This is a genomic window from Enterovirga sp. CN4-39, assembly GCF_049446235.1.
In the GTDB taxonomy this organism is placed as follows: Bacteria; Pseudomonadota; Alphaproteobacteria; order Rhizobiales; family Beijerinckiaceae; genus Enterovirga.
The window spans coordinates 36,925-51,355 of the sequence record NZ_JBMSEF010000003.1; the positions used below are offsets into that span (position 1 = coordinate 36,925).

At 67.9% G+C, this 14,431-nt stretch carries 15 protein-coding genes and 1 riboswitch; of the genes, 12 read left to right on the top strand and 3 right to left on the bottom strand.

Annotated elements, in window-relative coordinates:
- Positions 1 to 51: 51 nt before the first annotated feature.
- Both ACO2SS_RS06755 and ACO2SS_RS06760 read right to left on the bottom strand, forming a co-directional pair.
- Entirely contained in the window at positions 52 to 645 is a 594-nt protein-coding gene (locus ACO2SS_RS06755; RefSeq protein ID WP_423276851.1) for a hypothetical protein, read from the bottom strand.
- 429 nt (positions 646 to 1,074) lie between these two features.
- Positions 1,075 to 2,187, bottom strand: coding sequence for an Mrp/NBP35 family ATP-binding protein (locus ACO2SS_RS06760; protein ID WP_423276852.1), 1,113 nt, complete (start codon positions 2,185 to 2,187; stop codon positions 1,075 to 1,077).
- A gap of 185 nt (positions 2,188 to 2,372) precedes the next feature.
- Here ACO2SS_RS06760 and ACO2SS_RS06765 point away from each other — a divergent pair, with 185 nt between their 5' ends.
- The 8 genes from ACO2SS_RS06765 (at position 2,373) to ACO2SS_RS06800 (ending at position 10,908) form a co-directional block, all read left to right on the top strand.
- Positions 2,373 to 2,882, top strand: a complete 510-nt coding sequence (locus ACO2SS_RS06765) for a pyridoxamine 5'-phosphate oxidase family protein (protein WP_423276853.1) — start codon at positions 2,373 to 2,375, stop codon at positions 2,880 to 2,882.
- A gap of 184 nt (positions 2,883 to 3,066) precedes the next feature.
- Positions 3,067 to 4,359 (top strand): nicotinate phosphoribosyltransferase, encoded by a 1,293-nt coding sequence (pncB, locus tag ACO2SS_RS06770; RefSeq protein ID WP_423277168.1) that lies wholly within the window; start codon positions 3,067 to 3,069, stop codon positions 4,357 to 4,359.
- Entirely contained in the window at positions 4,359 to 5,135 is a 777-nt protein-coding gene (locus tag ACO2SS_RS06775; RefSeq protein WP_423276854.1) for a LamB/YcsF family protein, read from the top strand. Before pncB ends, ACO2SS_RS06775 begins: the two co-directional genes overlap by 1 nt.
- 198 nt (positions 5,136 to 5,333) lie before the next feature.
- Positions 5,334 to 6,176: a hypothetical protein gene (locus tag ACO2SS_RS06780; RefSeq protein ID WP_423276855.1), complete on the top strand. Its 843-nt coding sequence runs from the start codon at positions 5,334 to 5,336 to the stop codon at positions 6,174 to 6,176.
- Positions 6,177 to 6,199: 23 nt separating this feature from the next.
- Positions 6,200 to 6,808 (top strand): DUF938 domain-containing protein, encoded by a 609-nt coding sequence (locus ACO2SS_RS06785; protein WP_423276856.1) that lies wholly within the window; start codon positions 6,200 to 6,202, stop codon positions 6,806 to 6,808.
- Positions 6,809 to 6,885: 77 nt separating this feature from the next.
- Positions 6,886 to 7,101: riboswitch (cobalamin riboswitch) on the top strand.
- 29 nt (positions 7,102 to 7,130) lie between these two features.
- Positions 7,131 to 9,113, top strand: a complete 1,983-nt coding sequence (locus ACO2SS_RS06790) for a TonB-dependent receptor plug domain-containing protein (protein WP_423276857.1) — start codon at positions 7,131 to 7,133, stop codon at positions 9,111 to 9,113.
- The gene (locus ACO2SS_RS06795) at positions 9,110 to 10,141 is read left to right on the top strand and encodes a FecCD family ABC transporter permease (protein WP_423276858.1); all 1,032 of its coding nucleotides are present in this window, start codon (positions 9,110 to 9,112) and stop codon (positions 10,139 to 10,141) included. The genes ACO2SS_RS06790 and ACO2SS_RS06795 overlap by 4 nt, the downstream gene beginning before the upstream one ends.
- On the top strand, positions 10,138 to 10,908 hold the full coding sequence (locus tag ACO2SS_RS06800) for an ABC transporter ATP-binding protein (RefSeq protein WP_423276859.1): 771 nt from the start codon (positions 10,138 to 10,140) through the stop codon (positions 10,906 to 10,908). Before ACO2SS_RS06795 ends, ACO2SS_RS06800 begins: the two co-directional genes overlap by 4 nt.
- Here the strand turns inward: ACO2SS_RS06800 and cobD are convergent.
- The gene (gene cobD / locus ACO2SS_RS06805; protein WP_423276860.1) at positions 10,875 to 11,918 is read right to left on the bottom strand and encodes a threonine-phosphate decarboxylase CobD; all 1,044 of its coding nucleotides are present in this window, start codon (positions 11,916 to 11,918) and stop codon (positions 10,875 to 10,877) included. The genes ACO2SS_RS06800 and cobD overlap by 34 nt on opposite strands.
- A 126-nt stretch (positions 11,919 to 12,044) precedes the next feature.
- On the opposite strand from cobD, the gene ACO2SS_RS06810 reads away from it, so the two are divergent.
- From ACO2SS_RS06810 to ACO2SS_RS06825, 4 genes are all read left to right on the top strand, one after another.
- Positions 12,045 to 12,827, top strand: a complete 783-nt coding sequence (locus tag ACO2SS_RS06810; protein ID WP_423276861.1) for an ABC transporter substrate-binding protein — start codon at positions 12,045 to 12,047, stop codon at positions 12,825 to 12,827.
- A complete protein-coding gene (gene cbiB, locus ACO2SS_RS06815) occupies positions 12,828 to 13,802 on the top strand; it encodes an adenosylcobinamide-phosphate synthase CbiB (protein ID WP_423276862.1) in 975 nt (324 codons plus the stop codon).
- A gap of 116 nt (positions 13,803 to 13,918) precedes the next feature.
- The gene (locus ACO2SS_RS06820; protein ID WP_423277169.1) at positions 13,919 to 14,098 is read left to right on the top strand and encodes a type II toxin-antitoxin system HicA family toxin; all 180 of its coding nucleotides are present in this window, start codon (positions 13,919 to 13,921) and stop codon (positions 14,096 to 14,098) included.
- Positions 14,095 to 14,430, top strand: a complete 336-nt coding sequence (locus ACO2SS_RS06825; RefSeq protein ID WP_423276863.1) for a type II toxin-antitoxin system HicB family antitoxin — start codon at positions 14,095 to 14,097, stop codon at positions 14,428 to 14,430. Before ACO2SS_RS06820 ends, ACO2SS_RS06825 begins: the two co-directional genes overlap by 4 nt.
- Position 14,431: the final 1 nt, after the last annotated feature.

The following is a 14,431-nucleotide window of genomic DNA, read 5'->3' on the forward strand; positions in this document are numbered from 1 at the left end:
GGGCCGGTGCGCTCTCGCGCCCGGCCCCTTGTGTCGCCCCCGCAGAGCGGGTCAGAGCGCGAAGCGCTCGCGGATGTAGTTCTCGAGATAGGCGAGGTCTTCCTTGGACTCCATCGCGCGGGTCTCGGCTGCGAAGACCCGCTCGTCGGCTTCCTTCAGGAGGGCCTTGGCGTGGGCGATCTCGTCCTGGATGCGCTGCTCGGCGGCGGCGGCGCGCTGCTCCTGGCGCTTGCTCTCCTCGCGGGCTGCGCGGATCTGGGCGTCGGCATCGGCGAGTTTCTCGGCCGCGCGCTCGGTCACGGCGTTGAGGCGTTCCTCGGCGGCGCGGGTGCGCTCCTGCAGGGCCTGGATCTGCTGCTCGGCCTGGCTGAGCTGCTCGGCGGTGCGCTCGGCGAGGGCGCGGGCCTGCTCCTCGGCGTGGGCGGCGCGCTCCTGGGCGGTCTTGATGAGGTCCGCGGCCTTGACCACCGCGTCCAGGGCGGCGGAGAGCTCCGGCTTCTGCTGCGGCGCGACGGAACGCTGTGGAAACGGCGCCCGGACGACGTTCTCGGCGGGCTGAGCCGGCCGGCGGGCCTGCGGAGTCGACAGCTGCCGAAGCTGATCGCTCAGTTCGTCAGTCCATAGTGTCTTGAGTGCCTGCTGCATTTCTATGCCTCCGCCAGTACCCACGGCCGCGCGCAGGTACCCCCTTCTTCAACCAGCGGTAAATAAACTTGGTTAACGAATCGTTACGCCATTGGTTATACGCGGTCTCGGCGGGAGCTTGTTGTTACTGATACTCGCGAATCTCTTGCTCGGACCCAGATAGACGGGAACAGGTCGGGGGGCGCCCGTCAACGTGGCAATTTCAAGGCCGCCCCTCCGGAGCCCGTAGCGTGACATTAACGGCGCATCAACCATGCGCGTTCACCCTGTGCCTATCGGTTCGGCGAGGGTACCAGTGGAAATCGTTCTGATCGTTGCCGCCGCTGGCGGTCTTCTCGGGTGTTTCGCGTCGGTGGCCCGGGTGAATGTGGGTCGGCCCAAGCAGGAGTTGCGTCACCCCGGACAGCGGCTCGCCGTCCGGTAATTTCCTTACTCGATGACGATGCGCGGCGGGGCACGCCTGCCGCCATCGCTCTCCAGCCCGGCCCACAGACGCTGCGCCACATCCATGAAGGCGCGGGCATGGGCTGTCCCGGGATCCGCGACCACCACCGGCCGGCCGGCATCCGAGTTCTCCCTGATCTCCATGTGGAGGGGGATCTCGCCGAGGAACGGCACGCCGAGCTTCTCCGCTTCGTGACGGGCGCCGCCATGCCCGAAGATGGGCGATGCGGTGCCGCAATGCGGGCAGACGAAGGTGGACATGTTCTCGACCACCCCGAGGATCGGGATCTCCACCTTCTGGAACATCGCGACGCCGCGCCGGGCATCGATCAACGCCAGGTCCTGAGGCGTCGAGACGATCACGGCGCCTGACAGCGGGGTCGATTGCGCCATCGTGAGCTGGGCGTCGCCCGTCCCAGGGGGCATGTCGACGATCAGCACGTCGAGCTCGCCCCAGGCGACCTCGCGCAGCAATTGCTGGATCGCCGAGGTCACCATGGGCCCGCGCCAGATCATGGCCGAGCTTTCGTCGACGAGAAAGCCGATCGACATCACCTTCACGCCGTAGCCGTCGAGCGGCTCGAGCATGCGCTCGCCGACGAGGCGCGGCTTACCGGACAGCCCGAACAGCTTGGGCGCGGAGGGGCCGTAGATATCGGCGTCGAGGAGCCCGACGGACAGCCCCTGCAGCTTCAGCGCCAGGGCGAGGTTGCAGGACAGCGTGGACTTGCCGACGCCGCCCTTCCCGGAGGCGACCGCCACGATGCGCTTCACGCCCGGCACTGCCTGCGCGCGGGGCGGGGCTGCAGGCCCGCGGGCCGCGGGGGAGGGGCCCGGCCGTCCCGGGGCGGCGGGGCGGTCGGCGGTGAGCATCACGAAGACCGCTCCGGCTCCGGGGAGCGCTCGCACGGCGGCTTCGGCCGCCGCCCGCACGGGCTCGAGCGTCCCGGCCTCCGCGGGGCTCGCGGCGATCGCGAAGGAGATGCGGCCCGTGGGGTCGATCGAAATCTCGGACAGCCGGCCCGACGCAGAAAGCGGCTGCCCGCCGAGGCGAACGTTCTGAAGTGCTGCGAGGACGTTGTCCCGGGTAACCGCCACAGGCTCTCTCCTGATTACCGGACGGCTCTACGCCATCCCGCCGGGCGGATGAAGCTCGTGCGCACGCGGCCGTGACCGGCCGAAGGGAAACCATGCGCGCCCCCCGGCCGTTCCCCACCGGAGCAGGCGGACGACTTCCTCGCGAAGGAGGCGTCCGGGACCGCACAGGATAAGGGAGAGTTCGAATGGCGCACGACCACACGCAGCATGAGGGCGCGGAAAAGCTCTACGCGATGCTGAAGGACATCAAGGTCGCCATGATGACGACGGTGGAGCCGGACGGGACGCTGCACAGCCGGCCGATGTGGAACCACTGCGCGGACGAATCCGGCGATCTCTGGTTCTTCACGCGGGAGCGAGCCCCGAAGGTGCGCGAGCTGAGCAAGGACGCCCAGGTCAATCTCGCCTTCGCCGATCCGTCCGGCCAGAACTACGTCTCGATCTCCGGCACGGCGGAGATCGTGCGCGACCAGGCCAAGGTGAAGGAGTTCTGGAGCGAGCCGCTGAGGACCTGGTTCCCGAAGGGGTCGGACGATCCGGACATCGCGCTGATCCGCATCCACCCGGCCGGCGGCGAATATTGGGACAGCCCCTCCCGGACCGTCATGCAGCTCTACGGCTATGCGAAGGCGCGGCTGACCGGCGAGCAGCCGACCGAATTGGCGGACAACAAGAAGGTCAGCCTCACGGCGTGAGGGAGGGCGAGGTCGTACGAGGTCAAGACGAGGTCAAGCTGAGGTCAAGGCGACTTTCCCGGCGACCTCGCGACCAGTTAAGCGCGATCTCGCGGCCAGGTAGCTTTGGCTCGCCCGGCCGGGCATGATGTCGACCAGCGGCTCCAGGGCTGCTGGTCGCATCCACGTCGAGGTGAGTATCGCGATGGTCGACATCGCCACACGGGTCTACAATCACAGCTGGAAGATCGACCCGATCATCCGCTCGGTTCTGGACACCGATTTCTACAAGCTCCTGATGGCGCAGACGATTTTCCGTCGCCATCGGGATGTCGCGGTGACGTTCGGCATCCAGAACCGGACGACCCGCGTCCGCCTCGCCGAGTACATCGACCAGGGCGAGTTGAGGGAGCAGCTCGACCACGTCCGCACCTTGCGCCTCTCGCGAGGCGAGTCGACCTGGCTGCGCGGCAACACCTTCTATGGCCGGCGCCAGATGTTCTCGCCCGACTTCATCGCCTGGCTCGAGAACTTCCGCTTCCCCGATTACGAACTCGAGCGTGTCGACGGCCAGTACGAGCTCACCTTCCACGGCCCCTGGATCGAGACGACGATGTGGGAGATCCCCTCGCTCGCGATCCTGAACGAGCTTCGCTCCCGTGGCGTGACCAAGGGGATGGGCAAGTTCGAGCTCCAGGTCATGTACGCCCGGGCGATGACGCGGGTGTGGGAGAAGATCCAACGCCTCAAGGCCTTGCCGAACCTGTCGATTTCGGATTTCGGCACGCGTCGCCGACACGGCTTCCTGTGGCAGGATTGGTGCGTGCAGGCCATGATCGAGGGGCTCGGGCCCGCCTTCACGGGCACGTCGAACTGCCTCATCGCACTCCGTCGCGAGGTCGAGGCCATCGGCACGAATGCTCACGAGCTTCCGATGGTCTACGCGGCCCTCGCCAATACCGATTCCGAGCTCCTCCAGGCTCCCTACGACGTGCTCGCGGACTGGCAGGAGGACTACCAGGGCAACCTGCTTGTGATCCTCCCGGACACCTACGGCACCACCCGCTTCCTCAAGAATGCGCCCGAATGGGTGGCGTCGTGGACGGGCATCCGGGTCGATTCAAAGGACCCGTTCGAGGGCGGGGAGGAGGCGATCGACTGGTGGCTCGCGCGCGGCCAGGACCCGATGAAGAAGCTGGTGATCTTCTCCGACGGGCTTGACATCGAGCGGATCGAGCGCGTCCACCGCCAGTTCCATGGCCGGGTGCGGGTCGCCTATGGCTGGGGCACTCTTCTCACGAACGACTTCCGCGGCCTCGTGCCGGACGGCAAGCTCGACCCGATCTCGATCGTCTGCAAGGTCGTGTCGGCGGATGGCCGGCCGACCGTGAAGCTTTCCGACAACCCGACCAAGGCCATCGGGCCGCGATCTGAGATCGAGCGCTATCGCCGGATGTTTGAATTCGTCGAGCGCGCTCCCCAACCGGTGCTGGTCTGATGCAGGTCGATATCAACTGCGACATGGGCGAAGGCTACGGGCGCTGGACGCTCGGTGACGATGCGGCGATGCTCGACATCGTGACCTCGGCCAACATCGCCTGCGGCTATCATGCGGGCGACCCGAACATCATGGTCGAGACCGCCCGGCTCGCGAAGGAGCGCGGCGTCGCGATCGGGGCGCATCCCGGGTTCAACGACCTGTGGGGCTTCGGACGTCGCGTCATCCGCGGCGACAGCATGGCCGAGATCGAGCGCATGGTCGCCTATCAGATCGGCGCCATGCAGGCCTGCGCCGCGCTCGCCGGGCACAAGGTCACTCACGTGAAGGCGCACGGCTCGCTCGGCAACCTGACGAACGAGGAGCCGGAATTCGCGCGGGCGATCGGCCGCGCGATCAAGGGGGTCGATCGCTCGCTCGTCTACATCACCATGCCGGGTCTTCCCACCGAGCGGGTGGCCGAGGAACTCGGCCTTGATCAGGCCGCGGAGATCTTCGCCGACCGCGCCTACGAGGACGACGGCCAGCTGATGAGCCGAAAGAAGCCTGGCTCCGTGCTGCACGATGCCGACGAAGCCGCGGAGCGTGTTCTGGCGATGGTCAAGGAGGGAGCGATCTTCTGCGCGTCCGGGAAGCGCATTCCGGCAAAGATCGAGACCATCTGCGTCCATGGGGATGGGCCGACGGCCATCGCCATGGCGCAGCGCGTCCGCGCGGTGCTGGAGCAGGCGAAGGTCGAAATCAGACCCTTCAGGACCGCCGCAATCGCGAGCTGATCCGGTCGCGATCCGGCCATGCTTCGCTGATCGACTGAGCTGATACTCGTCGATCTAAGCGGGCCAGAAGATGAGTCATCACGTCGGCGTTAAGGTTGCCGATCATCATACGGCATTTCGGATTACTGCTGATTCGCACTCGGGTTGCACCTGTCAAGGTGATCGTTCAAAAAGAGCGGGTGTAGCGGGAGTACTCTCATGCGCATGCGCTTGTGCGTGAGGGCAGCGGTGACAGCCGGAATTGCCCTCGGCGGATACCTGGCATCCTCGGCGATTACCTTCGAGACGGTCGGCATTGGCCCGGCCGAAGCGGCTCAATTCTATACGCGTAAGCGCGTCAACGGCGTTTGGATCGAGGGGCGTTTCCCGAAAGCCGAGCGGAGTTCGCGCGCGCGCTCCAGCAAGGGGAGTCGAACGACATCGGTCCCCCGCGTGACGCAGGTCCCGCCGACGGCAACCCACGTCGTCCTCCCCCCACTGGACCTCCGCCGTAGTGAGACGCCCCCTCCCGCCGCAGCGGCGATCCCCGGCCCGCGCGAGACGCAGCCGGCGGCTGTCCTGCCGGACGTCGAGGCGGCTCTCGTCGCCGCGGCGGTCGGGCCCGTGCCGGCTGCAGATGAGAGCGGAACCGCCGGACATGAGCGGGTCGTTCGGCTACGCCGCGCTCTCGAGGCGCGGGCCGATGAGTTGAAGGCGAAGAGCGCCCTGGAGGTGCAGCCGGAGCGGGCTCCCGAGGCGACAGCCTCGGTCGCGGTGGGCGACCGGTCCCCCGTTCTCTCCCCAGCATCGTCTTCCCAGGCAGCCGGCGCGGAGCCTCGTTCCGCACCGCAGCCTGCTGCCACGCTGCCTGAGGGATCGCCCGTGGCCGCCGCCGCTTCCCCGGCGGAGCCGAGTAAGGTCACGTCACTTCTGCCCCGGTCCATCTCCTACGACTTCGAGACGGGGATGAAGACCACGGTTTTCGCGAATTCCGTCGTTCGCGAGCCGTTCGACCGCGCTCTGATGCGAAGCCTCGTCGCTGGGCCTCTCTCGGCGCGCTGATCGAAGCGGACCGTCCGACCAATTTGTCGAACCTGGCCCTCAGCTCAGCCGCGGTCACGCGCAACCGCGAACCCATTCTCGCGGTCCTTCGCGACCTCCTGCCGGGACGAGGGACCGTCCTGGAGATCGCGAGTGGCACTGGCGAGCATGCGGCCTATTTCGCCGGCCATCTGCCTGGCATCGTTTGGCAGCCCAGCGACCGGGATCCGGATGCGCTCGCGAGCATAGCGACCCACCGGCGCGCCGCGGGGGTGCCGAACCTGATGGCGGCTCTCCAACTCGATGCGTCCTCGGGGAACTGGCCGGTCGCCCCGAGCATCGACGCGGTCGTCTCGATCAACATGGTCCACATCTCGCCCTGGTCGGCTACCGTCGGGCTCTTCACGAATGCCGCCCGGCTGCTCGCTTCCGACGGCGTCTTGTTCCTCTACGGTCCGTATCGCGAGGCCGGCAGGCCGACCGCGCCGAGCAACGAGGCTTTCGATTTCAGCCTCAAGGCGCGCGATCCAGAATGGGGCCTGCGGGACCTTGGGGCGGTGCGGGCGCTTGGGGAGGCGTGTGGTCTCCGACTGGCGCAGCGTGTCGAAATGCCAGCCAACAATCTCAGCCTGGTCTTCCGCCGGAAGGGCTGAACCCGCTCCCGCTGTTGCCGGAATATCTCACCGCGCGGACCGAGATTTTCGGGGCTTGCCGCGGCTGGCGCGGCATGCTCATTGGCCCGGCTTTCGGTGCCTCGGATGATCCGGGGTGAAACGGGAATGCGGTGCGGGCCAGGGTCATTCGTGACCTTCGGCCCAATGCCGCGGCTGCCCCCGCAACTGTAAGCGGAGAGCCTTCTCCAACATGCCACTGGCCTCTCGGCCGGGAAGGCGGATGGAGGCGATGATCCGCGAGCCAGGAGACCGGCCGGAAGCGTGACCCCAAACCTGCGGCGGTGGGCCGCGAGGAGATGTCATGCTTCGTCCCCTGAGCGGCGCGACGCCGCTGTTCTTTTCGTTTGCTTTCGTCCTGGCGCTCGGCGCCCCCGCACACGCCCAAGGCACGGGCGAAGCGGTTTCGCTTCCGGACATCATCGTCACGGCCAACCGGCGGCCGGAGCCGATCGGGCAGGCGGCCAGCGCCATCACGGTCGTGACACGCGAGGAGCTCCAGCGCTCGAACCCGACGACCCTCGTCGACGCGCTGCGCAATGTTCCCGGCCTGGACGTCTCAGACGCCGGCGGGCCCGCTTCGACGACCGTCGTCCGCATCCGCGGCGGAAATTCCGGTCAGACGCTGGTTCTCATCGACGGGATCCGCGTGAACGATCCGAGCTCGGCGAGCGGCGAGTTCGACTTTGCGAACCTGTTGCCGACAGCCATCGATCGGATCGAGGTGCTCCGCGGACCGCAGAGCGCGCTTTACGGCTCCGACGCGATCGGCGGCGTGGTCAACATCATCACCAGCAGCGGGGGAGGAGAGCCTCGCTTCCACGTCCAGAGCCAGGGCGGCTCCTATGGCACGTTCTCGTCCAGCGCGACTGCTGCGGGCTCGATCGGGCCCTGGTCTTATGCCTTCTCCGGCGGAGGCCAGACGAGCAACGGCTTCTCGCGCTACGGCTACCGCATCCCGCAGCTCGAGCGCCGGTTCGGCAAGTTCGAGCCGGACGGCTTCACGCGCTGGGGCGGCTACGGGCGGCTGGGCTATGATGCCGGCGAGGGCGTCAAGCTGGAGGCGGGGCTTCTCTCGTTCCGCACCTCGGCGGAATACGATGCCGGCTCGTCCGCGCTGCCGCGCAACGTGATCTATAGCGGCAATAGCCGGATCTTCCCCGATACGCCGGCCGAGACGACCCGAACGCTCACGCAGATCTGGGCGAAGGGCACGGCAGAGCAGGGCCCGCTGACCCAGACCCTCCAGGTCTACGCCAACCAGACCGATCGCGAATTTCGGGACTTCACATATCGGGCCAATCCGGTGCGGATCACGAGCGATGCCCTGTCCGAGTTCAGGGGCGACCGCATCGGGACCGAATACCAGGGCGATCTCAGGCTTCAGAGCTTCGGGACGATGACCTTCGGTGGCCGCGTGGAATCGGAGAAGGCCGCCACCTTCTCCACATCCTACGTCCCTGGCCCGGCGAACCGGACAAGGACCCTTGAGGCGCAGCAGGACACCCGGTCCGTCTTCGCGCTCTACCAGCTGCCGATCGGCGAACGCATCATCCTCTCGGCTGGCGGACGCCACGACGAGGTGAACAGGCTCAGCTTCGACACGTGGCGGGCTACCGGCGCCTTCCTGATCCCGGAGACTGGCACGAAGCTCCGCGCCACCGGCGGTACGGGCGGCAAGGCACCCACGCTCTACCAGCTCTATCAGCCCACCTTCGGCAATCCCGGCCTTCTTCCCGAGACGAGCATCGGCTGGGACGCCGGCATCGATCAGACGGTCTGGGACGGCCGGCTGACGCTCTCCGCGACCGTGTTCGGAAACCGCTTCCAGGACATGATCGAGTTCGACTCGCCAACGTCCAGGTACTTCAACGTGTCCAAGGCCAAGACCTCGGGCCTTGAGCTCGAGGGCGCTCTCGTCCTTTGGCCCGAGCTTCTCACCCTGACGGGCGTCTACACCTATCTTGATGCGAAGGACGAGCGGACGAACTTGAGGCTGCAACGTCGGCCGCCGCATGTCGGTCGGGTCGGCCTCGCGGTCACGCCCTTGCCGGGGCTGCTGCTCGAGCCGCGCGTCACGATGGTTGCGCAGCGCTTCAGCGGCAACAACGAGACGTTGCCCCTCCCGGCCTATGCCCGCTTCGACGTCTACGGCGAGTATCGGTTCGACCAGACCTGGAAGGTGTTCGGCCGCATCGAGAACATCACCGACGCGCGCTATCAGGAGGTCCTGAATTATGGGACCACCGGGCGGGCGGTCTATGCGGGTCTTAGCGTAACGTGGTGAGCAGCGGGCCGACGAAGGCGGGGAAGACGACGGGAATCGTGGCGGGCGCCCTCGGGGCGGTTGCACTCCTCCTGTTTCTTCTCTCGCTCGGCGTCGGCCCGGTCCGGCTCTCGCCCACGACCGTGGCCGCTGCTCTCCTCGGAAGCGGCGACGAGACGGCGCAGGTGATAGTGCGGGAGATCAGGCTGCCGCGTGCCATTCTCTCGCTGATGATCGGCGGGATCCTCGGCTTGTGCGGCGCCGCCATGCAGGGGCTCCTGCGCAACCCGCTTGCCGCCCCCTCGATCTTCGGGGCCCCGCAGGCTGCGGCCTTCGGGGCGGTGGCGACGCTCTCGCTCGGGCTGGCCGATGCGCTTTCATTCGCCCTGCCCGTGGCGGCGATTGTCGGGGCGTTCCTGTCCGTTTTTCTTCTCATAGCGGTCGCGGGCCGGAATGCCGGATTGACGCTCCTCATCCTGGCCGGCCTCGCCATATCGAGCCTCGCCGGGGCCGCGACGGCCCTCGCCATGAACCTCGCGCCGAACCCGTTCGCCGCACTGGAGATCGCGTTCTGGCTGCTGGGGTCCCTGGAGGACCGCTCGATGCGTCATGTCGCGATGGCGCTCCCCTTCATCCTGGCCGGGGCGGCCATTCTCGCAGCCCACGCGCGCGCCTTCCGGGTCCTGACGCTCGGGGAAGAGGCGGCGCAGAGCCTCGGCGTGAACGTCGCCCGCCTCCGGCTCCTGGTCATCGTCGGCGTGGCGCTCGGGGTCGGCGCATCGGTGGCGGTTGCGGGAACGATCGGGTTCATCGGGCTCGTCGCTCCGCATCTCGTGCGGCCGCTCGTCCGCTATGACCCGGCCCGCCTGCTGCTGCCGGCCGCGCTGGCCGGATCGTGCCTCCTGACGGCCGCCGACATCGCGGTGCGGATCATCCCCTCGACGACCGACATCAAGGTCGGCGTGCTGACCTCGCTGATCGGCGTGCCCTTCTTCCTCTACCTGATCCTGCGCGAGCGCCGCCGGCTCGGGCCTGGAATGCTCGCATGAGCGCCGACCTGCACATCCGGGACCTCTCGGTCCGGCTCGGCGGACGGCTCGTGCTGAGCGAGGTCTCGCTCGACCTCAGCCTCGGACGCTTCGTCGCCGTCGTGGGACCCAACGGAGCCGGCAAGACGTCGCTCCTGCGCGCCATCGTCGGGCTTGTCCCCCATGGGGGGAGGGTCGCGCTCGGGGCGGATGATCTCGCGGGGCTCTCCGCCCGTGAGCGTGCTCGCCGCATCGCCTACCTGCCACAGGGCCACGAGGTTCACTGGCCGCTGCCGGCGCGCGACATCGTTGCCCTCGGCCGTTTCCCGCATGGGGCGGCGGATCCCGACCGGCTCGGTCCTTCGGACCTGGAGATGATCGCCGAAGCGATGCGGGTCACGGAAACCGTCGCCTTTGCGGATCGCCCGGTCACCTCGCTGTCGGGTGGCGAGCGCGCCCGCGTCGCCCTCGCCAGGGTCTTCGCGGCAGGCGCCCCGGTGATCCTTGCCGACGAGCCGACGGCGGCCCTGGATCCCAGGCACCAGATCGACGTGATGTCCGCGCTACGGGCGCGCGCCCGTAGCGGCGCGCTCGTCGTAGCCGTGACCCATGACCTCGGGCTCGCGGCCCGCTATGCGGACACGGTCGTGCTCCTGCAGGGCGGGCGGCTCGCCGGGTCCGGACCGCCAGCCGAAGCTCTGGCGCCCGACCTTCTGCGCCGCGTCTTCGGCATCGAGGCGTTCCTCGGCGAGTATCAGGGCGCGCCGGTTCTGGTGCCCTGGTCGTGACGGCCGTTCTCGACCTCGCGCAGGCATGCCGCGAGGGCGTTAGCCAACCGAACCGAAGCCGCCTCGTCGGGCGGCAGGCCGATGCGCAGCAGCGTCGGCGACCAGAGAAAGCGGCGGATCCAGATCCTGCGGGAGGCGAGAGCCTCGTGCAGCCGACCCGCCCGCGGATGCTCGACGAGCCGGAACAGGCTCGTGCCGCCGACGACCTTCAGCCCGGCCCCGGTCAGTCGCTCGTCCAGCGCCTCCGCCTCGCTCATCAGCCGTCCGCGCATCGCTGCGGCCCAGGCGGTGTCGGCGAGGGCCGCCGTTCCGACCGCGATGGCGGGCCCGGAGACGGGCCACAATCCGAGTGCGCGCGCGACCTTCTCGGCGATGGGCGGGGACGCGATCGCGAAGCCGAGGCGAAGGCCGGCGAGGCCATAGAACTTGCCGAAGGAGCGCAGGACGAGGATGGGCAACTCGCCGCAATCGCGCACCACGCTGCAGGAAGGTTCGACATCGGCGAAGGATTCGTCCACCACGAGCCAGCTTCCGCGCCGCCGGCACTGAGCGGCCGCCGCCAGGATTTCCGAGCGGCCGACGATGCGGCCGTCCGGATTGTTCGGATTGACGATGACGATGTGACGCGAGCCATCGCTCGCCTCGCCAAGCGATTGGATCTGTTCGACTTGGGACCCGTGGCCGCGCCACACGGTCTCGTGCTCGCTATAGGTCGGCCCGATGATCGCGACCGGCCGCCGCGGCGCGAGATGCGGCAGCCATTGTATGATCGCCTGCGTTCCGGGTGCGGCTGCGATCACGACGTTCCGCGGGACCTCGTAGGCGGAGCGGGCGGCTGCGATCAGGTGCGCGAGGTCCGAGCCCGATGGAAGCCGAGTCCAGCCCTCGTTCCGCAACTCGTCAGGCACCGGCCAGGGATGCGGGTTGATGCCGGTGGAGAGATCAAGCCAGGCGGAGTCGGTTCCGCCGAACCGCGAGGCCGCCTCGCCAAGGTCGCCGCCGTGCTGCATTCCCGGTCTTTCTTGAAATGGTTTGGGCCGGCCCTGGAATCGATCGGCGCAGCGACGCGTAGGTGGGCATCGAAGGCGGCGAGAACGGGGCTTCTCGCTGCGCTATTTGCCGCGGCGACGCCGACATTGCCAGCTGCCGCCGCGCCCGATCGGCCGCGCGTTGTCTCGATCAATCTCTGCACCGACCAGCTGCTGCTCTCGCTGGCCGATCCGGATCAGATCCTCGGTCTGAGCCCCTTCGTGCGCGATCCCCGCCGCTCCTGGGTGCGGGACCAGGCCCGCGCCTATCCGATTCTGTCCGGAACGGCGGAAGAGGTGCTCGTCCTCAAGCCCGACCTCGTGCTGGCCGGCCGCTTCACCCGGCGTGCTACCCGTGAACTCCTGAAGGCGCACGGGCTGCGCGTCGCCGAGTTCGATGCGGCGTCCTCGGTCAGCCAAGTGATCGACCAGATCAGGCGCGCGGGGGCGATCCTCGGCCATCCAGATCGGGCGCAGGCCAAGATCGGCGAGATCGAGGCAGCGGTCGCCAGGGCCCGCGCCGCAGCGCTCGCGCGCCCCGTCACGGTGTTGCCCCTCCAGCGGCGTGGCTGGATTTCCGGCCGCGAGACGCTGATGACGTCCTTTCTCGAGACGGTCGGCCTGCGCAATGCTGGCGCGGCGCTCGGATCCCAGGGCAGCCTCGTCAGTCTCGAGGAGATCGTCGCCCTCAAGGCTGACATGCTTCTTGTCTCCCGCAGCGAGACCGCGGCGGAGGATCAGGGCAGCGCCCTGCTTCATCATCCGGCGTTGCAGGAGCGCTATCCGCCGGATCGCCGGCTCGTGCTACCCGAGCAGATGACGGTGTGCGGCGGCCCGGAAATCGCGGCTGCGCTCGACCGTCTGGCGGTGGAGATCGAGCGGATTCGCTGAATGTTGTTCCGGGCCGACGCCCCGCTCGTCCTTCTCCTCGCGCTCGTTCTTGACGCTCTCATCGGCGATCCGGACCGGATCTGGCGCCGCGTGCCGCATCCGGTCGCCTGGTTCGGGGCGTTGATCGGGCTCTGCGACCGGCTCTTCAACCGTGAGGGCTGGAGCGGGCAAAGCCGCCGTACGGCAGGCATCCTGAGCATTGCGGCGCTGGTCGCGATCGCTTTCGTGCCGGCGCTACTCCTCGAATCCTTCCTCAGAGCGATTCCGGCCGGAGATATCCTCGTGGCGCTCGTCGCCTCCGTCTTTCTGGCCCAGAAGAGCCTGTATCGGCATGTCCGGGCGGTGCGGGACGCGTTCTCCAAGGGTGGGCTCCCGGCGGCGCGGAAGGCAGTTTCGATGATCGTCGGGCGAGATCCCGAGCGGCTCGACGAGGCCGGGGTGTCGCGGGCGGCCATCGAGTCCACGGCTGAGAATTTCTCCGACGGCGTCGTCGCGCCCGCCTTCTGGTTCGCGCTGCTCGGCCTTCCCGGCCTGGTCGTCTACAAGGCCGTGAACACCGCCGATTCCATGATCGGGCATCTGTCGGTTCGGCACCGTGATTTCGGCTGGGCGGCCGCCCGGCTCGACGACCTCCTCAACCTCGTTCCCGCAAGGCTCGCGGGATTCCTTGTCGCGGGTGCGGCCTGGGCTGCAAGAGGCTCTCCCCGGGTCGCCGCAGCGGTGATGCTGCGGGACGCGTCCGTCCATCGCTCCCCGAATGCAGGTTGGCCGGAAGCCGCGATGGCGGGCGCGCTCGGCCTCGCGCTCGGCGGTCCCCGCATCTATGCCGTCGGTCCGGTGGACGAGCCCTTCCTCAACGCTTCGGGCCGCCGGGATGCCGGGCCGAAGGACATCGGGCGGGCGCTGCGGGTGATGGTCGCCGCCGCCCTGCTGCACGGTCTGCTGTATGCGGCGCTAGCGCCGCTAGTTCTGTGAGTTCTTGATTTTGGTACCACTAAGTGGTACTTAGTGACGTGCTGAGCCGCCGCTACCAGACCACTCTGGAACTGATCTTCCGCCGGCCGGCGAGCGGGTCTGTCCGGTGGTCGGACGTGGAGGCTCTGTTCAAGGCTCTAGGCGCGGAGGTGACCGAACGCGAGGGATCCCGCGTCGGCGTGTTTCTCTTTGGAGAAATCCGGGTTTTCCATCGCCCGCATCCGAGCCCGAATACCGACAAGGGTGCACTTGCCAGCATCAGGAAGTGGCTTGAGAGCCACGGAGTGAGGCCATGAAGAACGTGATCGAGATCGATGGTGAGAGGGCCGTGCTCTCCTTCGACGCCGAGATCGGGATGTTTCGCGGAGAGTTCGTCGGCCTGAATGGCGGGGCGGATTTTTATGCAGACAGCGTCGAGAAGCTGCGCGAGGAAGGAAGCAAATCCCTTAGCGTATTTCTGGCGATGTGTCGCGAGAAGGGGATCGAGCCCCGCCGCGCATTCTCCGGGCGCTTCAACCTGCGGCTCGATCCAAAGACGCACGAGGCAGCAGTCATAGCGGCATCGGCCGAGAACAAGAGCTTGAACGAGTGGGTGTCCGACGTCATCCAGCAGGCGGCCGCTGCCTGAC